Source organism: Sediminibacterium roseum (assembly GCF_009939005.1).
Lineage (GTDB): Bacteria > Bacteroidota > Bacteroidia > Chitinophagales > Chitinophagaceae > Sediminibacterium > Sediminibacterium roseum.
Genome location: NZ_JAACJS010000012.1, coordinates 142864 through 157212, shown reverse-complemented (window position 1 = coordinate 157212; position 14349 = coordinate 142864). Strand labels below are relative to the sequence as shown.

Annotated in this window: 15 protein-coding genes; 5 read left to right on the top strand and 10 right to left on the bottom strand. The window is 48.0% G+C overall.

Annotation, left to right across the window (positions count from 1 at the left end):
• Window positions 1–2: 2 nt before the first annotated feature.
• Together GWC95_RS08980 and GWC95_RS08975 are read right to left on the bottom strand one after the other, a co-directional pair.
• Window positions 3–3665, bottom strand: coding sequence for a gliding motility-associated C-terminal domain-containing protein (locus tag GWC95_RS08980; RefSeq protein WP_161818369.1), 3663 nt, complete (start codon window positions 3663–3665; stop codon window positions 3–5).
• 168 nt (window positions 3666–3833) lie between these two features.
• Complete coding sequence (locus tag GWC95_RS08975) at window positions 3834–4463, bottom strand: WbqC family protein (RefSeq protein ID WP_317164113.1); 630 nt, start codon at window positions 4461–4463, stop codon at window positions 3834–3836.
• 248 nt (window positions 4464–4711) lie between these two features.
• Here GWC95_RS08975 and GWC95_RS08970 point away from each other — a divergent pair, with 248 nt between their 5' ends.
• A complete protein-coding gene (locus GWC95_RS08970) occupies window positions 4712–5158 on the top strand; it encodes an LEA type 2 family protein (RefSeq protein WP_161818367.1) in 447 nt (148 codons plus the stop codon).
• A 104-nt stretch (window positions 5159–5262) separates the two neighbouring features.
• Here the strand turns inward: GWC95_RS08970 and GWC95_RS08965 are convergent, their stop codons facing one another.
• Together GWC95_RS08965 and pyrE are read right to left on the bottom strand one after the other, a co-directional pair.
• Window positions 5263–5664 (bottom strand): hypothetical protein, encoded by a 402-nt coding sequence (locus tag GWC95_RS08965; protein ID WP_161818366.1) that lies wholly within the window; start codon window positions 5662–5664, stop codon window positions 5263–5265.
• A 22-nt stretch (window positions 5665–5686) separates the two neighbouring features.
• Complete coding sequence (pyrE, locus tag GWC95_RS08960; RefSeq protein WP_161818365.1) at window positions 5687–6319, bottom strand: orotate phosphoribosyltransferase; 633 nt, start codon at window positions 6317–6319, stop codon at window positions 5687–5689.
• 79 nt (window positions 6320–6398) lie between these two features.
• Here pyrE and GWC95_RS08955 point away from each other — a divergent pair, with 79 nt between their 5' ends.
• Both GWC95_RS08955 and GWC95_RS08950 read left to right on the top strand, forming a co-directional pair.
• Entirely contained in the window at window positions 6399–6812 is a 414-nt protein-coding gene (locus GWC95_RS08955) for an NUDIX hydrolase (protein ID WP_161818364.1), read from the top strand.
• A gap of 64 nt (window positions 6813–6876) precedes the next feature.
• On the top strand, window positions 6877–7470 hold the full coding sequence (locus GWC95_RS08950; protein WP_161818363.1) for a 3-keto-disaccharide hydrolase: 594 nt from the start codon (window positions 6877–6879) through the stop codon (window positions 7468–7470).
• 50 nt (window positions 7471–7520) lie between these two features.
• Here GWC95_RS08950 and coaD read toward each other — a convergent pair whose 3' ends face one another.
• From coaD to pyrR, 3 genes are all read right to left on the bottom strand, one after another.
• Complete coding sequence (gene coaD / locus GWC95_RS08945) at window positions 7521–8000, bottom strand: pantetheine-phosphate adenylyltransferase (protein ID WP_161818362.1); 480 nt, start codon at window positions 7998–8000, stop codon at window positions 7521–7523.
• Between the two features lie 55 nt (window positions 8001–8055).
• The gene (locus tag GWC95_RS08940; RefSeq protein WP_161818361.1) at window positions 8056–8982 is read right to left on the bottom strand and encodes an aspartate carbamoyltransferase catalytic subunit; all 927 of its coding nucleotides are present in this window, start codon (window positions 8980–8982) and stop codon (window positions 8056–8058) included.
• Window positions 8983–9086: 104 nt separating this feature from the next.
• Window positions 9087–9608 carry a bifunctional pyr operon transcriptional regulator/uracil phosphoribosyltransferase PyrR gene (pyrR, locus tag GWC95_RS08935; protein WP_161818360.1) on the bottom strand — a complete coding sequence of 174 codons (522 nt, stop codon included), beginning with the start codon at window positions 9606–9608 and terminating at the stop codon, window positions 9087–9089.
• A gap of 81 nt (window positions 9609–9689) precedes the next feature.
• On the opposite strand from pyrR, the gene recF reads away from it, so the two are divergent.
• A complete protein-coding gene (gene recF / locus GWC95_RS08930) occupies window positions 9690–10790 on the top strand; it encodes a DNA replication/repair protein RecF (protein ID WP_161818359.1) in 1101 nt (366 codons plus the stop codon).
• A 196-nt stretch (window positions 10791–10986) separates the two neighbouring features.
• Here the strand turns inward: recF and GWC95_RS08925 are convergent, their stop codons facing one another.
• A complete protein-coding gene (locus GWC95_RS08925; protein ID WP_161818358.1) occupies window positions 10987–11565 on the bottom strand; it encodes a hypothetical protein in 579 nt (192 codons plus the stop codon).
• Between the two features lie 256 nt (window positions 11566–11821).
• Between GWC95_RS08925 and GWC95_RS08920 the strand changes: the two genes are divergently transcribed.
• Entirely contained in the window at window positions 11822–12103 is a 282-nt protein-coding gene (locus GWC95_RS08920) for a DUF721 domain-containing protein (protein WP_161818357.1), read from the top strand.
• Window positions 12104–12136: 33 nt separating this feature from the next.
• Here the strand turns inward: GWC95_RS08920 and GWC95_RS19980 are convergent, their stop codons facing one another.
• Window positions 12137–13183 carry an ABC transporter permease gene (locus GWC95_RS19980; RefSeq protein WP_161818356.1) on the bottom strand — a complete coding sequence of 349 codons (1047 nt, stop codon included), beginning with the start codon at window positions 13181–13183 and terminating at the stop codon, window positions 12137–12139.
• 52 nt (window positions 13184–13235) lie between these two features.
• On the bottom strand, window positions 13236–14342 hold the full coding sequence (locus GWC95_RS08910; protein ID WP_161818355.1) for a BT_3928 family protein: 1107 nt from the start codon (window positions 14340–14342) through the stop codon (window positions 13236–13238).
• Window positions 14343–14349 lie beyond the last annotated feature (7 nt).

Here is a 14349-nt window from a genome sequence, read left to right as displayed (position 1 = left end):
GTCTACTTTATGATCGTTACCGAACCTGTTATCAAAGGACGGGAATTTCTTGGATTGATCACATAATAATAAGTTCCAACCGGCAATGGCTGTCCTTTGTAACTTCCATCCCACTCCGTTCCATACCCTATCGACCTGAACACGATCTGCCCGGCGCGGTTGTAAACATCTATCGATGCATCCGGGTAGCTTTCCAGGTATCTGATCTTCCAGGTATCGTTGATGCCGTCGCCGTTGGGCGAGAAGGCATTGGGTACTTCCGGACCCTTCAATACACTTATAAAGATAGTATCACTTGCCGTACAACCGCCCTCCGCGGTAAGGGTAAGTTTGTAAGTGATGTCATCTGAAGGGATCGATTTTGGCGCGATGGCCGTATCGCTGCTCAGGTACGTTGGAGGCGTCCATTTGTAACTGAGCTGGTTGCCATATATAAACAACGGCGTAATGGTGATCGTTCCGCCCGCCAGTACCCGGTCTGTATGCTTCAACGATACCACCGGGTTCGGATAAATGGTTAAGCTGGTTGAAGCCGTATCGCTTATACAGCCATCTGCATTGTAAAAATACATGCTCACATCTGCCCGCCCGGAATCATTGTATTGTTTCGAAGGATTCTGCAGGTTAGACAAACTGTTCTTTCCAAGGTTCCAGTACCATGTTTTCGCCGCGCTTGAACCGGTGCTGCTCTTATCGGTAAAAGTTACCGCTTCCCCTGTACACAACTGGCTGGCGGAGCTTGTAAACGCCGCTTTGGGCTGCGGATAAAGCGTGAATGTTTTCGAAGTAAAATCCGCACAGGCCGTACCACCCGAATAAGCAACCATACGTACAATATATGTTTTTGGCGAAGCGGGGTCTGTATAGGAATGTGTATACAATTTGCCCGGCGCCGGATCCTCGTCGGTCTCTTTTACCGTGGGATTGTTCGCGTAGTCCCAGTGGATCTCCAGCCTGGTTACGTTTCCAAAATCCACGGTTGAGTTGTTCTGTATCCTGACCGGTTTTGTTCCGCAGTAAGGCGCAGTATTGGCAAAATCGAATGCGGCTTTGGGTATAGATCCGTTTACGGTAAAATCTTTTGTGCCAGTGGCCACACAACCGTCTTTCGAAGTAACCGTCAGCGATACTTTGTAATTGTCCGATCGATTGTATTTCACCTGCGGGTTTTGCGCCGTGCTGGTGAGCACCGATGGGCCGGGTGTTACCCCGGTTACGTTGAAGTTCCACGACCATTTGAATTGCGCCTCGGAGCCGTCCTTGATCTTGGTCGTATCCCTGAACTGCGCATACGCATCGCTCAGGCAAACTTCGGGCAAAACAAAACCAGGAGCCGGCAATGGTTTTACGTCTATTGTCTGTGTAAACACATCGCTTTTGCAGCCACTTGCGGTCGTTACCTGCAACGTGAGTGTTTGTGGGCCATCAGTTGCATATTTTGCAGTTACCGGGGCATTGGATGTGTTTACAACCGTACCGGTACCAAGATCCCATTTCCACTGCGTGATGGGCCCCGATGTAGAAACCGATGCATCCGTAAGTACGATATCCTGTTCCGCACACCTGATCGTGCCGGCAGAGAAGTTGGCTGTTGGTTTTTCATTCTGCAAAACAGATTGTGTGGCTTCGCCCGACAAACAACCGATATCGGAAACGACCTTCAATTTGATGGTGTAATTCGCCGAGGCAGCATATACTTTATCGGGAACGGTGGCGGTACGAAGGTCGGCCGTGGTTCCGTCGCCAAAATCCCAGAACCACCGGATGATGTTGCCGGAACCATAGCTACTTTGATCGGTGAACTTTACGCCATCCGGAAGGCAAAGGCCCGGTGTTACCGCAAATTTCGCCACCGGAAGATCCCCCTTCACGGTTACGGGAATGGAAAAGGTCTGGTTGGTTGTTCCGCAACCGTCTGCCGCAGCCGTGGTGGTGAAAAGTTTGATCGTATCGCGGAGCGAAGCCGTATTTGCGTTCGCAAAACTGAATGTTTTGCCGGTACTGAAATAATTGACCGTTTGCCCGTTCACCGTTTTTGAGCTATCGGCTGTGGGATTGGATATAGGGCCAATGCCGGCACTTGGGGCAATATTGGGCGCAGCGGAAAAATCCCAGCGAAGTGTGGCGGGCATAAAGCCCAATGGAACGGAAAACTGCAGTGGCGTATTTACACACGTAACCGCAGAATCGATGCGGTTGTAGGGATTCTGAAACGTGGTGCCCGCTGAAAAATCTTTCACATTGGTTCCTCCGTTGTATCCATACGACTCAACATTACCATAACCGTATACGATGGCAACAAAATTGGAATCAGCAGAAATGTTGTGTATCGGGTTGGATTGTGTAGATGCGGTAAGATCTTCCTGGAGATAAGAATAAATGCTTCCCGGGATATCTATGAACATTCCTTTCGGCGGGGCATTGTCTATCTTAACCGTGCTGATGAACTTCTTACTGATGATCAGGTTTACGTAGTGCTGCACCACGTTCGATTGCCCGGATGGCAGGTAAGACTGCAATGCCGAAAAGAAAGTGACGTTTTGCAAGGTCTGCTCCACCGGGTTTAGCAAAACCATTTCCGGATCTCCATAACAGCCAACGGAACCACTGTTGGTTGAACATCCTGTTTTGCAGGTAGCCGATGTGATGAACTGCGCAACAGAAATCGCCTGGCTCCCGGTGATCATCAATGGTTTGTTCGACCTGTAAAAATAGAATTTACCGTTGCTGTTGTAATTGGCCGTTCCGAGGGTTGTGGTAACACCACCTTCCATGATACTGACCGTGGTAGAAGCGTTCTGAACATAAATTCGGAAAATATCGTCGGTGCGGTTGTAAAAAGGCGCTGTTACAAACGTTTTGCCCCAGGCGCGTGTGGGGAACATTTGCTGGTAAAGATTATCTCCCCCGCTTGAACCCGGGCAGTCGAACGCACTCCAGGTGGTTGCCGAAAACACAGCGATCGGTTTACATCCCTGTGCGCTGATCTTCGTACCTGAAATATCGCCAAGATCCTGCGTCTGGAACTGGTAACAGTCGCCCGCATTCGCCAGTGTTACCTGGAACTTTACACCCGCAGGTTTTCCGGCCCGGCCGGCAACCGAAGGGGTGATCTCAAGAACCGTATTGGCCTGTGTTGCCACTACAGCGATCTCACCGATACCGCCACCCGCCTGCTGCAGGCTGACCGACCCGATGCTCGGCGCGATGTATTCGCTGCCTAATACCGCCGTTGGCAGTACAAGGGTGGCCGCGCTTCTTGCGGACTTGATAATGTGAGCATATACCACCACAGGGTCCTGCGAAGTGATCTTGATCGCCGCCCCTGTTTTAATACCATCGCTCATATCGAGATAAACCGCAGAATTGGAACCGTAAAAAAGAGGGCTCGATCCTGCAGTGGCATTGTTGTTTGTGCCGTTGGTAAGAAACACGCGGGTTACCACATTCGCGTTTACGGTAAAATTGATCGGGGCGCCGTTTCCTAAAGTGACCGTGCCGGATGTATTGACAGAAGAAGTGATGTACAGACCCATCACCGAAGAAGCACCATCTACGTGGGCGGGGTACGCGATCCAGAATTCCTTTCCCTTGTTGGAAAAATCCTGCGCGGACACAACCAGATGTCCCAAAACAATCAAAAGCGAAAGCACGGCTCTATTCATAGCATCTCAATACCATTCGGGGTTAATTGGCTTCGCCACAGGATTGCCGCAAAATACGGTTTCTTCCTCCATTGAGCGCTTTAAATGGTTATTAAATAGATGGGGATAGAGCAATAGAAAAGTTAAAATGTTGCCTCGCTTGCGATCAACCCGGCAGAGACGTAATTTTTACCGACCAATGGAAAGCGACGGACCGTTGCAGAACAACAGGTCGAGGATGCACAGGTTGGGTTTGAACCCGATCCTGTCCTCGAACACCTGCACATACTTCAGATCAAAATCCTCCGCCGCGTAATTTTTGGGAAGGAAAGCTCCGCGGAGGTCGTTAACGTCGGTTGGGTATTCTTTGTGATATGCTTCGGTCAGCGAAACCGATCCTCTGTATTTGAAAACTTTTGCCAGCCATTCGAGGATGGACAGGTTCAGGTCGAGCACGAAGGTCTGTTTGTTTTGGAGCAGGCTGAAAACCCCATCCCGGTAAAATTCGAAAAAAGGCGCGCGGCTGTAACAGGATTCGATGGTGCGCCAATGCTGCACCCGCCAGTTCTCCGAATCGCTGATCCTGACATCCTTCATCAGCTCTTTTTGCCCGCGCCCTTTCTCCAGCGGAACCGACAAATTAACCACCCCGTTGCTCCCCGCAAGCATGCATCTGTTGCGAAAACTCATTTTCTGATAGCTTTCGTATTGTTCAATTTTTATATTTGAATTTTGAAACAAAATTTTATTGTAATTGATTGTTCCAAAATATTGAATATCAATTAATAGATCGATTATATTTAAATTTATTTCCGGCACTGATAAATTGTTTATTATTTGACTTTGAATAGGTCTTTATTTATCTTTTTTAAGTTTAAATAATAATTACAACTAATTGTTTATAAACTATTTATTATTATTTTATTCAACTAATTAACTTAGACTTCAGAAATATCTCGTTGCATAATCTTTTTTCCAACATTTTTAGCAAGTCAAAACCGGCTGTTACAAATATAAGAAATTGGAATTCCGCCAGTCTCTCCTATTTTGCAGGCAAATAGTCCATTTTGAAAAAAGTCCTCTTATTTGGCTCCCTGACCCTATTCCTTTTCGCCTGTTCCAAACCCCAGGGATTCGATTACCGCGATGTGAAAAACGTAAGGGTTGAGACCATGGGTTTTAACCAGACCGTCCTGGCAATGGACCTGGTGTACTACAACCCAAACAGTTTCGGGGTGGATCTGAAGAAAGTGGATTGTGATGTGTATGTAGACAACAGCTACCTCGGCAAATTCCAGCTCGACACCCTCATGCACATCCCCCGCCGGGCGGAATTCAGCCTGCCGTCGAGGATCATGGTGGATATGCAGTCTGTGCTGAAAAACGGGCTCAACCTCCTTTTCAGCAAAGAAGTACTGATCAATGTAAAAGGCACCACGAGGGTTGGCAAAGCGGGGATCTTCGCAACGGTTCCGTTCAATTATGAAGCAAGGCACAAACTGAGTTTGTTTTGATCAGAAACGAACGGTTGGCTGTAATCGTGTTTATTGATATAATCCGGCAATAAAAAAGGGCGCATAGTAATTATGCGCCCTTTCAGTTATCAATAATACGGCCATTAAAGCGGCGGCACGTGACAGGATTTTCCTTTTTGCGGACCACCCCCGTCCTCCGCACGTTTGCAGGCCGGCGGGAGCTTTTTATAGGCATCCGGCTCGGCTTTCTCTTCGTCTGCATCAAAGCCGGCATTGTTCAGGGTAATGCGCACCGCTTCCGGTGTAATGAGGTTGGGCAGGTACTGCACCCTGATCTCTCCCTGCAATAAGTTGATCTTCCAGCCCGCGATACCACTGTTGGTCAGGCCCTTCTCCTTCAGGAGAAATTTTTCCAAACGGTCTTTACACTCCCAGCATTTCAGGTTCGCTGATTTGATGGTAACCCACTCCGGTTTTTGCTGCTGCGCACCCGCGGTACAATACATCGCGGCAGTGAGCAGTAACGCTGAAATGATTCGTTTCATATGTTTTGTTTGATCGTTATACTCAAATTCCCTGCCAATTGGCCGGGTCGTTCCTCCATTGTAGCAGCAACTGCTCTGTATCTGCTGACACCTGGCCTTTTTCTACCGCAAGGCTGATCAACTGCGCATAATTGGTGAGCGAACGGTAAGGTACGCCCGCGGCCTCAAACGCCTTTTCAGCCACTGAAAAGCCATACGTAAAAATCGAAACCATCCCGATCACTTCTACGCCTGCATTGCGCAGCACGTCAACTACCTGGAGACTGCTTTTGCCGGTTGATATAAGATCCTCTATTACCAGTACGCGTTGTCCGGGCTGGTATGCGCCCTCAATCTGGTTGCCAAGGCCATGTTCCTTCGGTTTGGGCCTGACATAGATGTAAGGCAATTTCAGCTGGTCCGCCGCCATCGCCCCCCACGGAATACCTGCCGTGGCCACGCCCGCCAGTATTTCTGCCTGTGGAAATTGTTCGAAGGCCACGTTGCACATTTCGCTTTTTATAAAATCACGAACAAAGGGGAACGACAACACTTTCCGGTTATCGCAATAGATCGGGCTTTTCCAGCCACTGGCCCAGGTAAAAGGTTGTTTTGGACTCAATTTTACTGCACCAACCTGCAGCAGTTTTTCAGCAACGGCTTTCTCGTTTGTCATGGGGCGAATGTAAACCGATTTTGAATTTTTGCCTACATTTTTTGCAGGGGCGGAAAATAGTATTCACATTTGATGAACCATGGAGAAAACAAAAATAATAGCCGGCGGTGGGTTGGTTCTGAACGATGCCGGCGCGCTGCTGATGATCTTCCGCCGCGGCAAATGGGATCTTCCCAAAGGAAAGCTCGATGCCGGTGAAACCATACTGGCATGCGCGGTTAGGGAGGTGAAAGAAGAAACGGGGCTGAAAGATGTTGAACACGGCGAACTGATCGGCATCACTTACCATGAATACTTCGATCCTTACCTCAAGGAAGAGGTGATCAAAGAATCGCATTGGTACGCCATGCGGGCGCGTGGTGAACAACAATTGCTGCCCCAGACCGAAGAAGATATCACTGAGATCAAATGGGTAAGCGGCGAGGAGCTGGAGGCTTGTTTAGAAAACAGTTATCCCAACGTTGTCGAGATCATAAAAAAAGCTGACCTGTAAAATATTCAATTTGCTGTTCTTCTATGAAACAGTAGAACATCCGCCGGACGATCAATCAAAACTTATGAAATACATTTTTACGTTCCTGCTCGCCTGCTCACTCCTTTCTGCGAAAGCACAACAGGCAGCTTCCATTTTCAATGGCAAGGACCTCAGCGGCTGGACCATCCACGGCACCGAAAAATGGTTTGTTGAAAACGGCGAGTTGGTTTGCGAAAGCGGCCCGGATAAAAAATATGGTTACCTGTCTACCAACAGATCCTATAAAAATTTCATCCTGACCCTCGAATTCAAACAGCAGGCAGACGGCAATTCCGGCGTATTTTTTCGGTCTTCCATCGAGGGCGTAAAGATCAGCGGCTGGCAATGCGAGGTGGCGCCCCCGGGTAAATTTACGGGTGGTTTATACGAGTCTTATGGCCGCGGCTGGCTCATCAAACCCAAACCCGAAGACGAGCAATGGCTCAGAATGAACGAATGGAACACGCTCAGATTATACGTGAACGGTGATGAAGTAAAAACATGGCTCAATGGTCATGAAATGGTTCAATTCAAAGATGAAAAGATCGGGCAGGGAAACGGGTTCATCGCTTTACAGATCCACGATGGCGGAGGGATCAGGGTGAAGTGGAAGAATATATCGATCCAGGAACTCTAATGGTTTTAGGAATCGGGCGCTGCAGTTACACCAGCTGATTGGGTTGCTGTTTATTCTTTGTGATTCAGCAACGAAAGATTTACCGCATCCGGCAAAAACTGCGAAGCGTTTCCGCCGTTGCGGATGATATCGCGTACAATGGTAGAGGCTACGGAAGTATATTTCGGCTCACCCGTTAAAAATATCGTTTCAATATTCGGGTCAAGCGTCCTGTTGGCATCTGCGATCGTTTTCTCGTATTCGAAATCGCTCACATAGCGGATCCCGCGCAGGATAAAGTTGGCTTCGATCGTTTTGCAATAATTGACGGTTAGCCCCTCGTATACCACACTCTCTACTTTCGGTTCTTCCTTGTAAATCTCCCTGAACCACTCCATTCTCTGCTCCGGGCTGAACATCGGGCTCTTGGCGGCATTGATGCCGATGCCTACATAGATCTTGTCGAACAAGGGAAGTGCGCGGTTGATGATGTCGATGTGTCCCAATGTAACAGGATCAAATGTTCCGGGGAAAAGGCAGATTCGTGGCATCGCGTTAGATACGGGTTAGGATTACGAAGTACGAGTTATTTTCTTGGATTTCAAATCAATTCTCCCGGTCAACCAATAAATACAATACGGCCATCCGCACCGCCACGCCGTTCTCTACCTGGTTCAGGATAATGGAATAAGGCCCATCGGCCACATCGCTGTCGAGCTCCACGCCGCGGTTGATCGGCCCCGGGTGCATGATCACGATCTCTTTGCCCAGGTCCTCGAGCATTTTTCTCTTGATGCCGTATGCGAGGTTGTATTCGCGCAGCGATGAGAACAGCGGCTGGTTCTGGCGCTCCAGCTGTATGCGGAGCACATTGGCCACATCACACCATTGCAGCGCTTTCTTGAGGTTGTATTCTACGCGAACGCCCAGCGCTTCGCTGATATATTTGGGAATAAGCGTTGGCGGCCCGGCCACCATGATCTCCGCTCCCATCTTTTTCAAAAGATACATATTGCTCAGCGCTACCCTGCTGTGCATGATATCGCCGATGATGGCAACTTTCAACCCCTCCAGCTTCCCCATTTTCTCCTGCATCGAATACGCATCGAGCAAAGCCTGTGTAGGGTGCTCGTTGATACCATCACCCGCATTTACGATCGCGGCAGGAATGTGTTTGGCCAGGAAATGCGGTGCGCCGGACGCGCTGTGCCGCATCACCACCATATCCACTTTCATGCTGAGGATATTGTTTACGGTATCCAGCAGGGTCTCGCCTTTTGCCGAAGAAGAACTGCTTGCCGCAAAATTCAACACATCCGCAGAGAGCCTTCTTTCCGCCAGCTCAAACGACATCCGCGTACGGGTCGAGTTCTCATAGAAAAGATTTACGATCGTTACGTCGCGCAACGATGGAACTTTCTTGACCGGCCTTTGTAAAACTTCTTTGAATTGTTCCGCAGTAGAGAGAATTAACTGAATATCTTCCCTGTTGAGATCTTTGATACCAAGGAGGTGTTTGGTAGATAGTTTCATTAAAAAACAAAATTAGGGAAAAAAGAATTCAAGCCACAAGATTTCAGGCAACAAGTGCGTATTTGAGGATGTTTTGAAGATTACACAGCATCCATTCTAACCCGTCAGATCAGCACAACCTGGTCAAGCCCGTCGTTCTCTGTCCACTGAACCTTCACCTTTTGTGAAATGATGGTATCGATCACTTTCCCGGCATAGTCGGGTTGTATGGGCAACTCGCGACTGAACCTGCGGTCGATCAACACACAAAGAGATACTTTTGAAGGCCGCCCAAAATCCAGCAGCGCATCCAGGGCGGCGCGGATGGTTCGGCCGGTGTAGAGAACATCGTCTATCAGCACCACTTTTTTATCGGTGATACTGAACGGGATGTCTGTCTGGTTTGCGATGTGAAGGCTTTTGCGCACATCATCCCTGTAAAAGGTGATGTCGAGCCTGCCGTACTGGATCTCTCCCGCCGCCGTGATCTTTTTCAACTCGTTCACGATACGGTCGCTGAGAAAAACGCCGCGCGGCTGCAGACCGATGATCACCGTATTGGTGAGGTCGAGGTTGTTTTCGAGTATCTGGTGGGCCAGTCTTTTTACGGTGAGCGCGAGCTGCTGTTCGGATAAGATCGTCTTCAAAACCTAATTTTTAATAAAAATAAACGCTTTCGGCGATACGCCACATGAAATTAAAGCGGTTCTGAGTAATTTGCCCGCTCTATGCTCAGGCTCGGCTCCATATCGCTCACCCAGTTCCGCAACTATGTTCAGCAGCAATTCGCTTTTACGGAGCGGATCGTTGGCATTCATGGCATCAACGGCACCGGCAAGACCAACCTCCTGGATGCGGTGTACTACCTTAGTTTTTCCAAAAGTTATTTTGCGCGCCCGGATGCGCAGAATGTGCACCATGGCCTCGCCGGTATGCGCATTGAAGGGAACTATGAGTTGAACGATGAACCGCAGAAACTCATCTGTATCCTCCGCGAAACCAACCGCAAGGAACTCGTGATGAACGATGAGCCTTACAAGAAATTTTCGGATCACATCGGGAAGATCCCCTGCGTGATGATCGCACCGGATGATGTGGTACTGATCACGGGCAGCAGCGCAGAACGCAGGACCTTCCTAGATACATTGTTGTCACAGATCAACAAAGAATACCTGGTTCAGCTGATCGATTATACAAAATTGCTGCAGCAACGCAACAGCCTGCTGAAACAATCCTCCGAAACGGGCACGGTAGATGAAGGTTTGTTTGAAGTTCTGAACATGCAGCTCAGCAAAAAAGGAACCTTTCTTTTTGAATGCCGTAAGCAATTCCTGGTTGATTTTTTACCGCTGGCCTCATCCATCTACCAGCGCATTGCAGGGAAAAACGACAACCTCGCATTGCACTACGAAAGCCAGTTGCTTACGGCCGGTTTCGAGGAGTTGCTGCGTTCCTCCCGGCAAAAGGACCTGGTACTTCAACGAACCACCACCGGTATCCACCGCGATGATCTTGGTCTTTACATGGGCGACGCTGCTTTTAAAACCGAGGCCTCGCAGGGACAGAGAAAAAGCCTGCTCTTTGCCCTCAAACTTGCCGAATGGCAGGTACTCAAAGAAAAAAAAGGCTTCACCCCTATTCTACTCCTCGACGATGTTTTCGAAAAACTGGATGAACAGCGCATGTTCCAGCTATTGCAATGGGTTTGCACGGAAAGCGACGGCCAGGTGTTTATTACCGATACACACGAAGAGCGACTGAAGACACAGCTGGAAAATATTACGGGAGCGTTTCAGTTGATACGGCTGGGAAGAGCAGTTAATAATTAGGAATTAGTAATTAGGAATTAGGAATTGGTATTATATTTCTCTTCAAATCATCATAACACAATACAAAGCAGAAAGCGGTTAATAATTAGGAATTAGTAATTAGTATTATTTTTCTCGTCAAATCATCATAACAAAATACAAAGCAGAAAGCAGTTAATAATTCTTAATTCCTAATTACTAATTCCTAATTATTTCCTCAGCTTATCCAGTTACAATACTTCCTCACCTCCACCCATTTATCGTTTTCCTTCCTGTAGAGAGACAGCCGGCCCATGCCGCAGAGGCCGCCGCAGCTTGATTCTTCGTAGAACAATACTTCGGTATTGCTTTTTAAAAAGATCGGCAGGGAAAACCGCTGGAAGCCTCTTCCGAAGCGTTGGTAAAATTCGTTCCATCCGCGAAGGGGGCCGCCGCGTTTGAAGATGGCGGTGATCGTGTCTCCGTTTACGAAACGTGTGCCCGGAAAATGTTCATTGTTCCATCTCGAAAGGTGTGGATATTTTTGCTGCGTAATCCATGCGATTTCCTCTTTTGAAAAATTAACTGTATCACGCGCAACACTGGCTAGGCAATCGAACCGGTCGAAAGCAAAAACCTGGTCCGACAAAATGAACGAAGTATCTGAGAGTTGTTTTGCTTTTATGGTTTTGATAAAGTCCACTGCATTGGCAACATACCGTGCAGAATCCTCAACATTCCCCGTTGAAGCGGTTCCGGCATATTGTTGCCCGCAGCCAACACAGCAAATGGCCATTATTAGAATGAATATCCTCATGGTAAGAACTTTTAAAAAAACGTGCCAAGCAGGAAAAATTAGGAATTAGGAATTAGGAATTAGGAATTGCTAAATGGCTTACATTCTTAAATTACCAACACCCAATTAATTAATAATCAGTAATAAGAAATTAGTAACTCTAAACTGTATTAACATTCCTAATTAAAAAAAAGGCTTACCTTCTGAAAAAACCTAGTATTTCTATTCCATACAAATTCCTAATTACTAATTCCTAATTACTAATTAATTTCGTTCTATGTCAGAAAAACACCTTGGCGATGCGATCAAAGGCTTTCTCAACAAAAGCCACCTGCGCAACGGGATACGTGCCGTGCAGATAGAACAGATCTGGGAAGAACTGATGGGCAAAACAATTGCGAAGTACACGGATAAAATACAGATCATCAACCAGAAATTATTCATCACCACTGCCGTTGGGCCGTTGAAGAACGAGTTGATGTTTCAAAAACAACAGATCATCGACAGGGTGAACGAGGCATTTGGGGAGAAGGTGATCAGTGAAGTGATCATCCAGTGATCATTCAATAGTCATTCAGTGATAGGAAGACGATCATTTCAAACTCACGCGTGGGTCAACTACACCATACAGCACATCGGCCAGGATGTTTACTACGATAAAAAATGTGGCGGTTACCAGTACGCTGCCCATTACTACGGGGAAATCCAGTTTTTCCAGGGCGTCTACGGTAACTTTCCCGATGCCTTTCCATCCAAAAATATATTCAACAAAAAAAGCGCCGGCAAGCAGTTCTGCAAACCAGCCCGTGATCGCAGTGATTACCGGGTTAAGCGCGTTGCGCAACGCATGCCTGAACACCACCGTTCTTTTGCGCAGCCCCTTTGCGTAGGCCGTTCTTATGTAATCCTGGTCGAGCACATCCAGCATAGAACTACGCGTCAGTTGCGTAATGATGGCCAGCGGGCGGATGCCGAGTGTGATCGCCGGCAGCACCAGGTTTTTCAGTTGAAGGTCTTTGCCGTTGAATGGATCGATGTCGAATAAACTGCCGGTCATGTGAAGCCCCGTATAATCCGTTAACACAAAACCGAAAAGATACGCGAGCACGATGCCCATAAAAAAAGAGGGCGCAGAGATCCCAAGCACACTGGCGAATATGGATGAAGTGTCCATCCAGGTATTTTGTTTCACCGCGGCAAGAATACCAAGCAGCACACCCAGTACCGTTGCGATCAACATGGCCGCCAATGCAAGTATGATGGTGCCGGGCAAGGCCTCCATCAACACATCACCCACATCTTTTTTGGTTTGATAGGAACGGCGCAGGTACGGCACCTTGATGGCAAACTTCTGGTCGCCACCGATAAAGATGCCTTTCAGTTGTTTTTTCTGAATGTCTTCTTTTGAATGTATGGCAACGGGAGAAACATCATTCAGGTACAAGGCAAACTGTTTCCATTTCGGCTGGTCCAGCGCCAGTTCTTTCCGTATGTTTTTGATGGTGGTGCTGTCGCCCGCCTGCCCCAGCACCAACCGCGCCGGATCGCCAAAGCCCTGGAAAAGAAAAAACACCACCACCACTACCCCGGCCAGAACAAGGATGCCGTAGAAGATCTTTCGGGTGATGAATTTTAGCACGGGGCCTGGTTATTGGTGATGGTGAACGATACTGGTTTTGAATCTGGACTTATTATTTCAACGCATTGATCTGGCTGGTGATCTTCTCTTCATCCACATAACTGGTTTTCTCCAGCACCGTTGCGCCCTGCATGATAAAATAGGTGGGCACTACACGCGCCGCTGTTTTGATAACTGTTGCATCACATTTCACGATCGTTGCCGTTGGAAAAATGGCCTGCGCCTTTTCTCCCGCGGCGGTTACCAGCATCACCGGGATGTTCTTCTGTTGCGCGGCCTTGCTTATCCTTGCAAAACCGGCAGACCAATCGCCCGTATTGTTCATGTCTTTTGCAAGCACCATAATGTATTTGCCAGGTTGCGCAAACACGGCCTGCGTAGTATCGTTCCCGGAAAAAGTCTGTAAAGAGAAATCAAGGATCTTTGCCACGCGTCCGTTCCCTTTCTTAACCACTTTGTCTTTGCGGTCTACGTATTCGTAAGTGGAATCAAAATCTGCGGGGAAATTGGCCTGGTCAAACTCCATTTGTCTCCCGTTCTTTTTGTAAATGAAAACGATGGATAGGCTATCGGGAACCGCATCCGCAGGCGTTTTCATCTGTTCGATGAGGTTGTTGCCTTTTTTATAAGGGAGGCAATCCACAAATGGCAGGTGCTTCAATACATGCGCCTGCCCGAATACGGTTGCGGCCGTAACAACCACCAGGATAACCGATGCTACAGCGGGCCGTAATGCAGATTTTATTTTTTTGCTGTACGCGAAAAGCACCAATATCAAAACCAGCAGGAAAATATCTTTTGCAAAGGATTGTGCGGGTGTCAGCGGGAGGCAATCGCCAAAGCAGCCACATGTTTTTATTTTACCTGAGAACAGCGCATAGCCGGTTAAGAAAGTAAAGAAAATGATGAGCAGCAACAGCAGCCAGCTGAACAAACGCATTCTCCAGCCGATGATCACTGCCACACCCGCCACTACTTCAAACACATTCATGATCATAGACAATGCCAATGTGTAATCGTCGAAACCATGCAGGCCCCACACTTCAAAGAATTCCTGCATCTTGTAACTCAACCCGAGCGGATCGTTGGCTTTGATCAGCCCCGAGAAAATAAAAAGCAGTCCTACCACCCATCTGATAATAAGCAATACTGTTTTCATAAGCGTG

Excerpts from the sequence above, each read along its gene's own strand:
- GWC95_RS08980 (WP_161818369.1), bottom strand. The coding sequence starts at position 3,665 with ATGAATAGAGCCGTGCTTTCGCTTTTGATTGTTTTGGGACATCTGGTT.
- GWC95_RS08965 (WP_161818366.1), bottom strand. The coding sequence starts at position 5,664 with ATGAAACGAATCATTTCAGCGTTACTGCTCACTGCCGCGATGTATTGT.
- pyrE (WP_161818365.1), bottom strand. The coding sequence starts at position 6,319 with ATGACAAACGAGAAAGCCGTTGCTGAAAAACTGCTGCAGGTTGGTGCA.
- GWC95_RS08955 (WP_161818364.1), top strand. The coding sequence starts at position 6,399 with ATGGAGAAAACAAAAATAATAGCCGGCGGTGGGTTGGTTCTGAACGAT.
- GWC95_RS08950 (WP_161818363.1), top strand. The coding sequence starts at position 6,877 with ATGAAATACATTTTTACGTTCCTGCTCGCCTGCTCACTCCTTTCTGCG.
- coaD (WP_161818362.1), bottom strand. The coding sequence starts at position 8,000 with ATGCCACGAATCTGCCTTTTCCCCGGAACATTTGATCCTGTTACATTG.
- GWC95_RS08940 (WP_161818361.1), bottom strand. The coding sequence starts at position 8,982 with ATGAAACTATCTACCAAACACCTCCTTGGTATCAAAGATCTCAACAGG.
- recF (WP_161818359.1), top strand. The coding sequence starts at position 9,690 with ATGCTCAGGCTCGGCTCCATATCGCTCACCCAGTTCCGCAACTATGTT.
- GWC95_RS08925 (WP_161818358.1), bottom strand. The coding sequence starts at position 11,565 with ATGAGGATATTCATTCTAATAATGGCCATTTGCTGTGTTGGCTGCGGG.
- GWC95_RS08920 (WP_161818357.1), top strand. The coding sequence starts at position 11,822 with ATGTCAGAAAAACACCTTGGCGATGCGATCAAAGGCTTTCTCAACAAA.
- GWC95_RS08910 (WP_161818355.1), bottom strand. The coding sequence starts at position 14,342 with ATGAAAACAGTATTGCTTATTATCAGATGGGTGGTAGGACTGCTTTTT.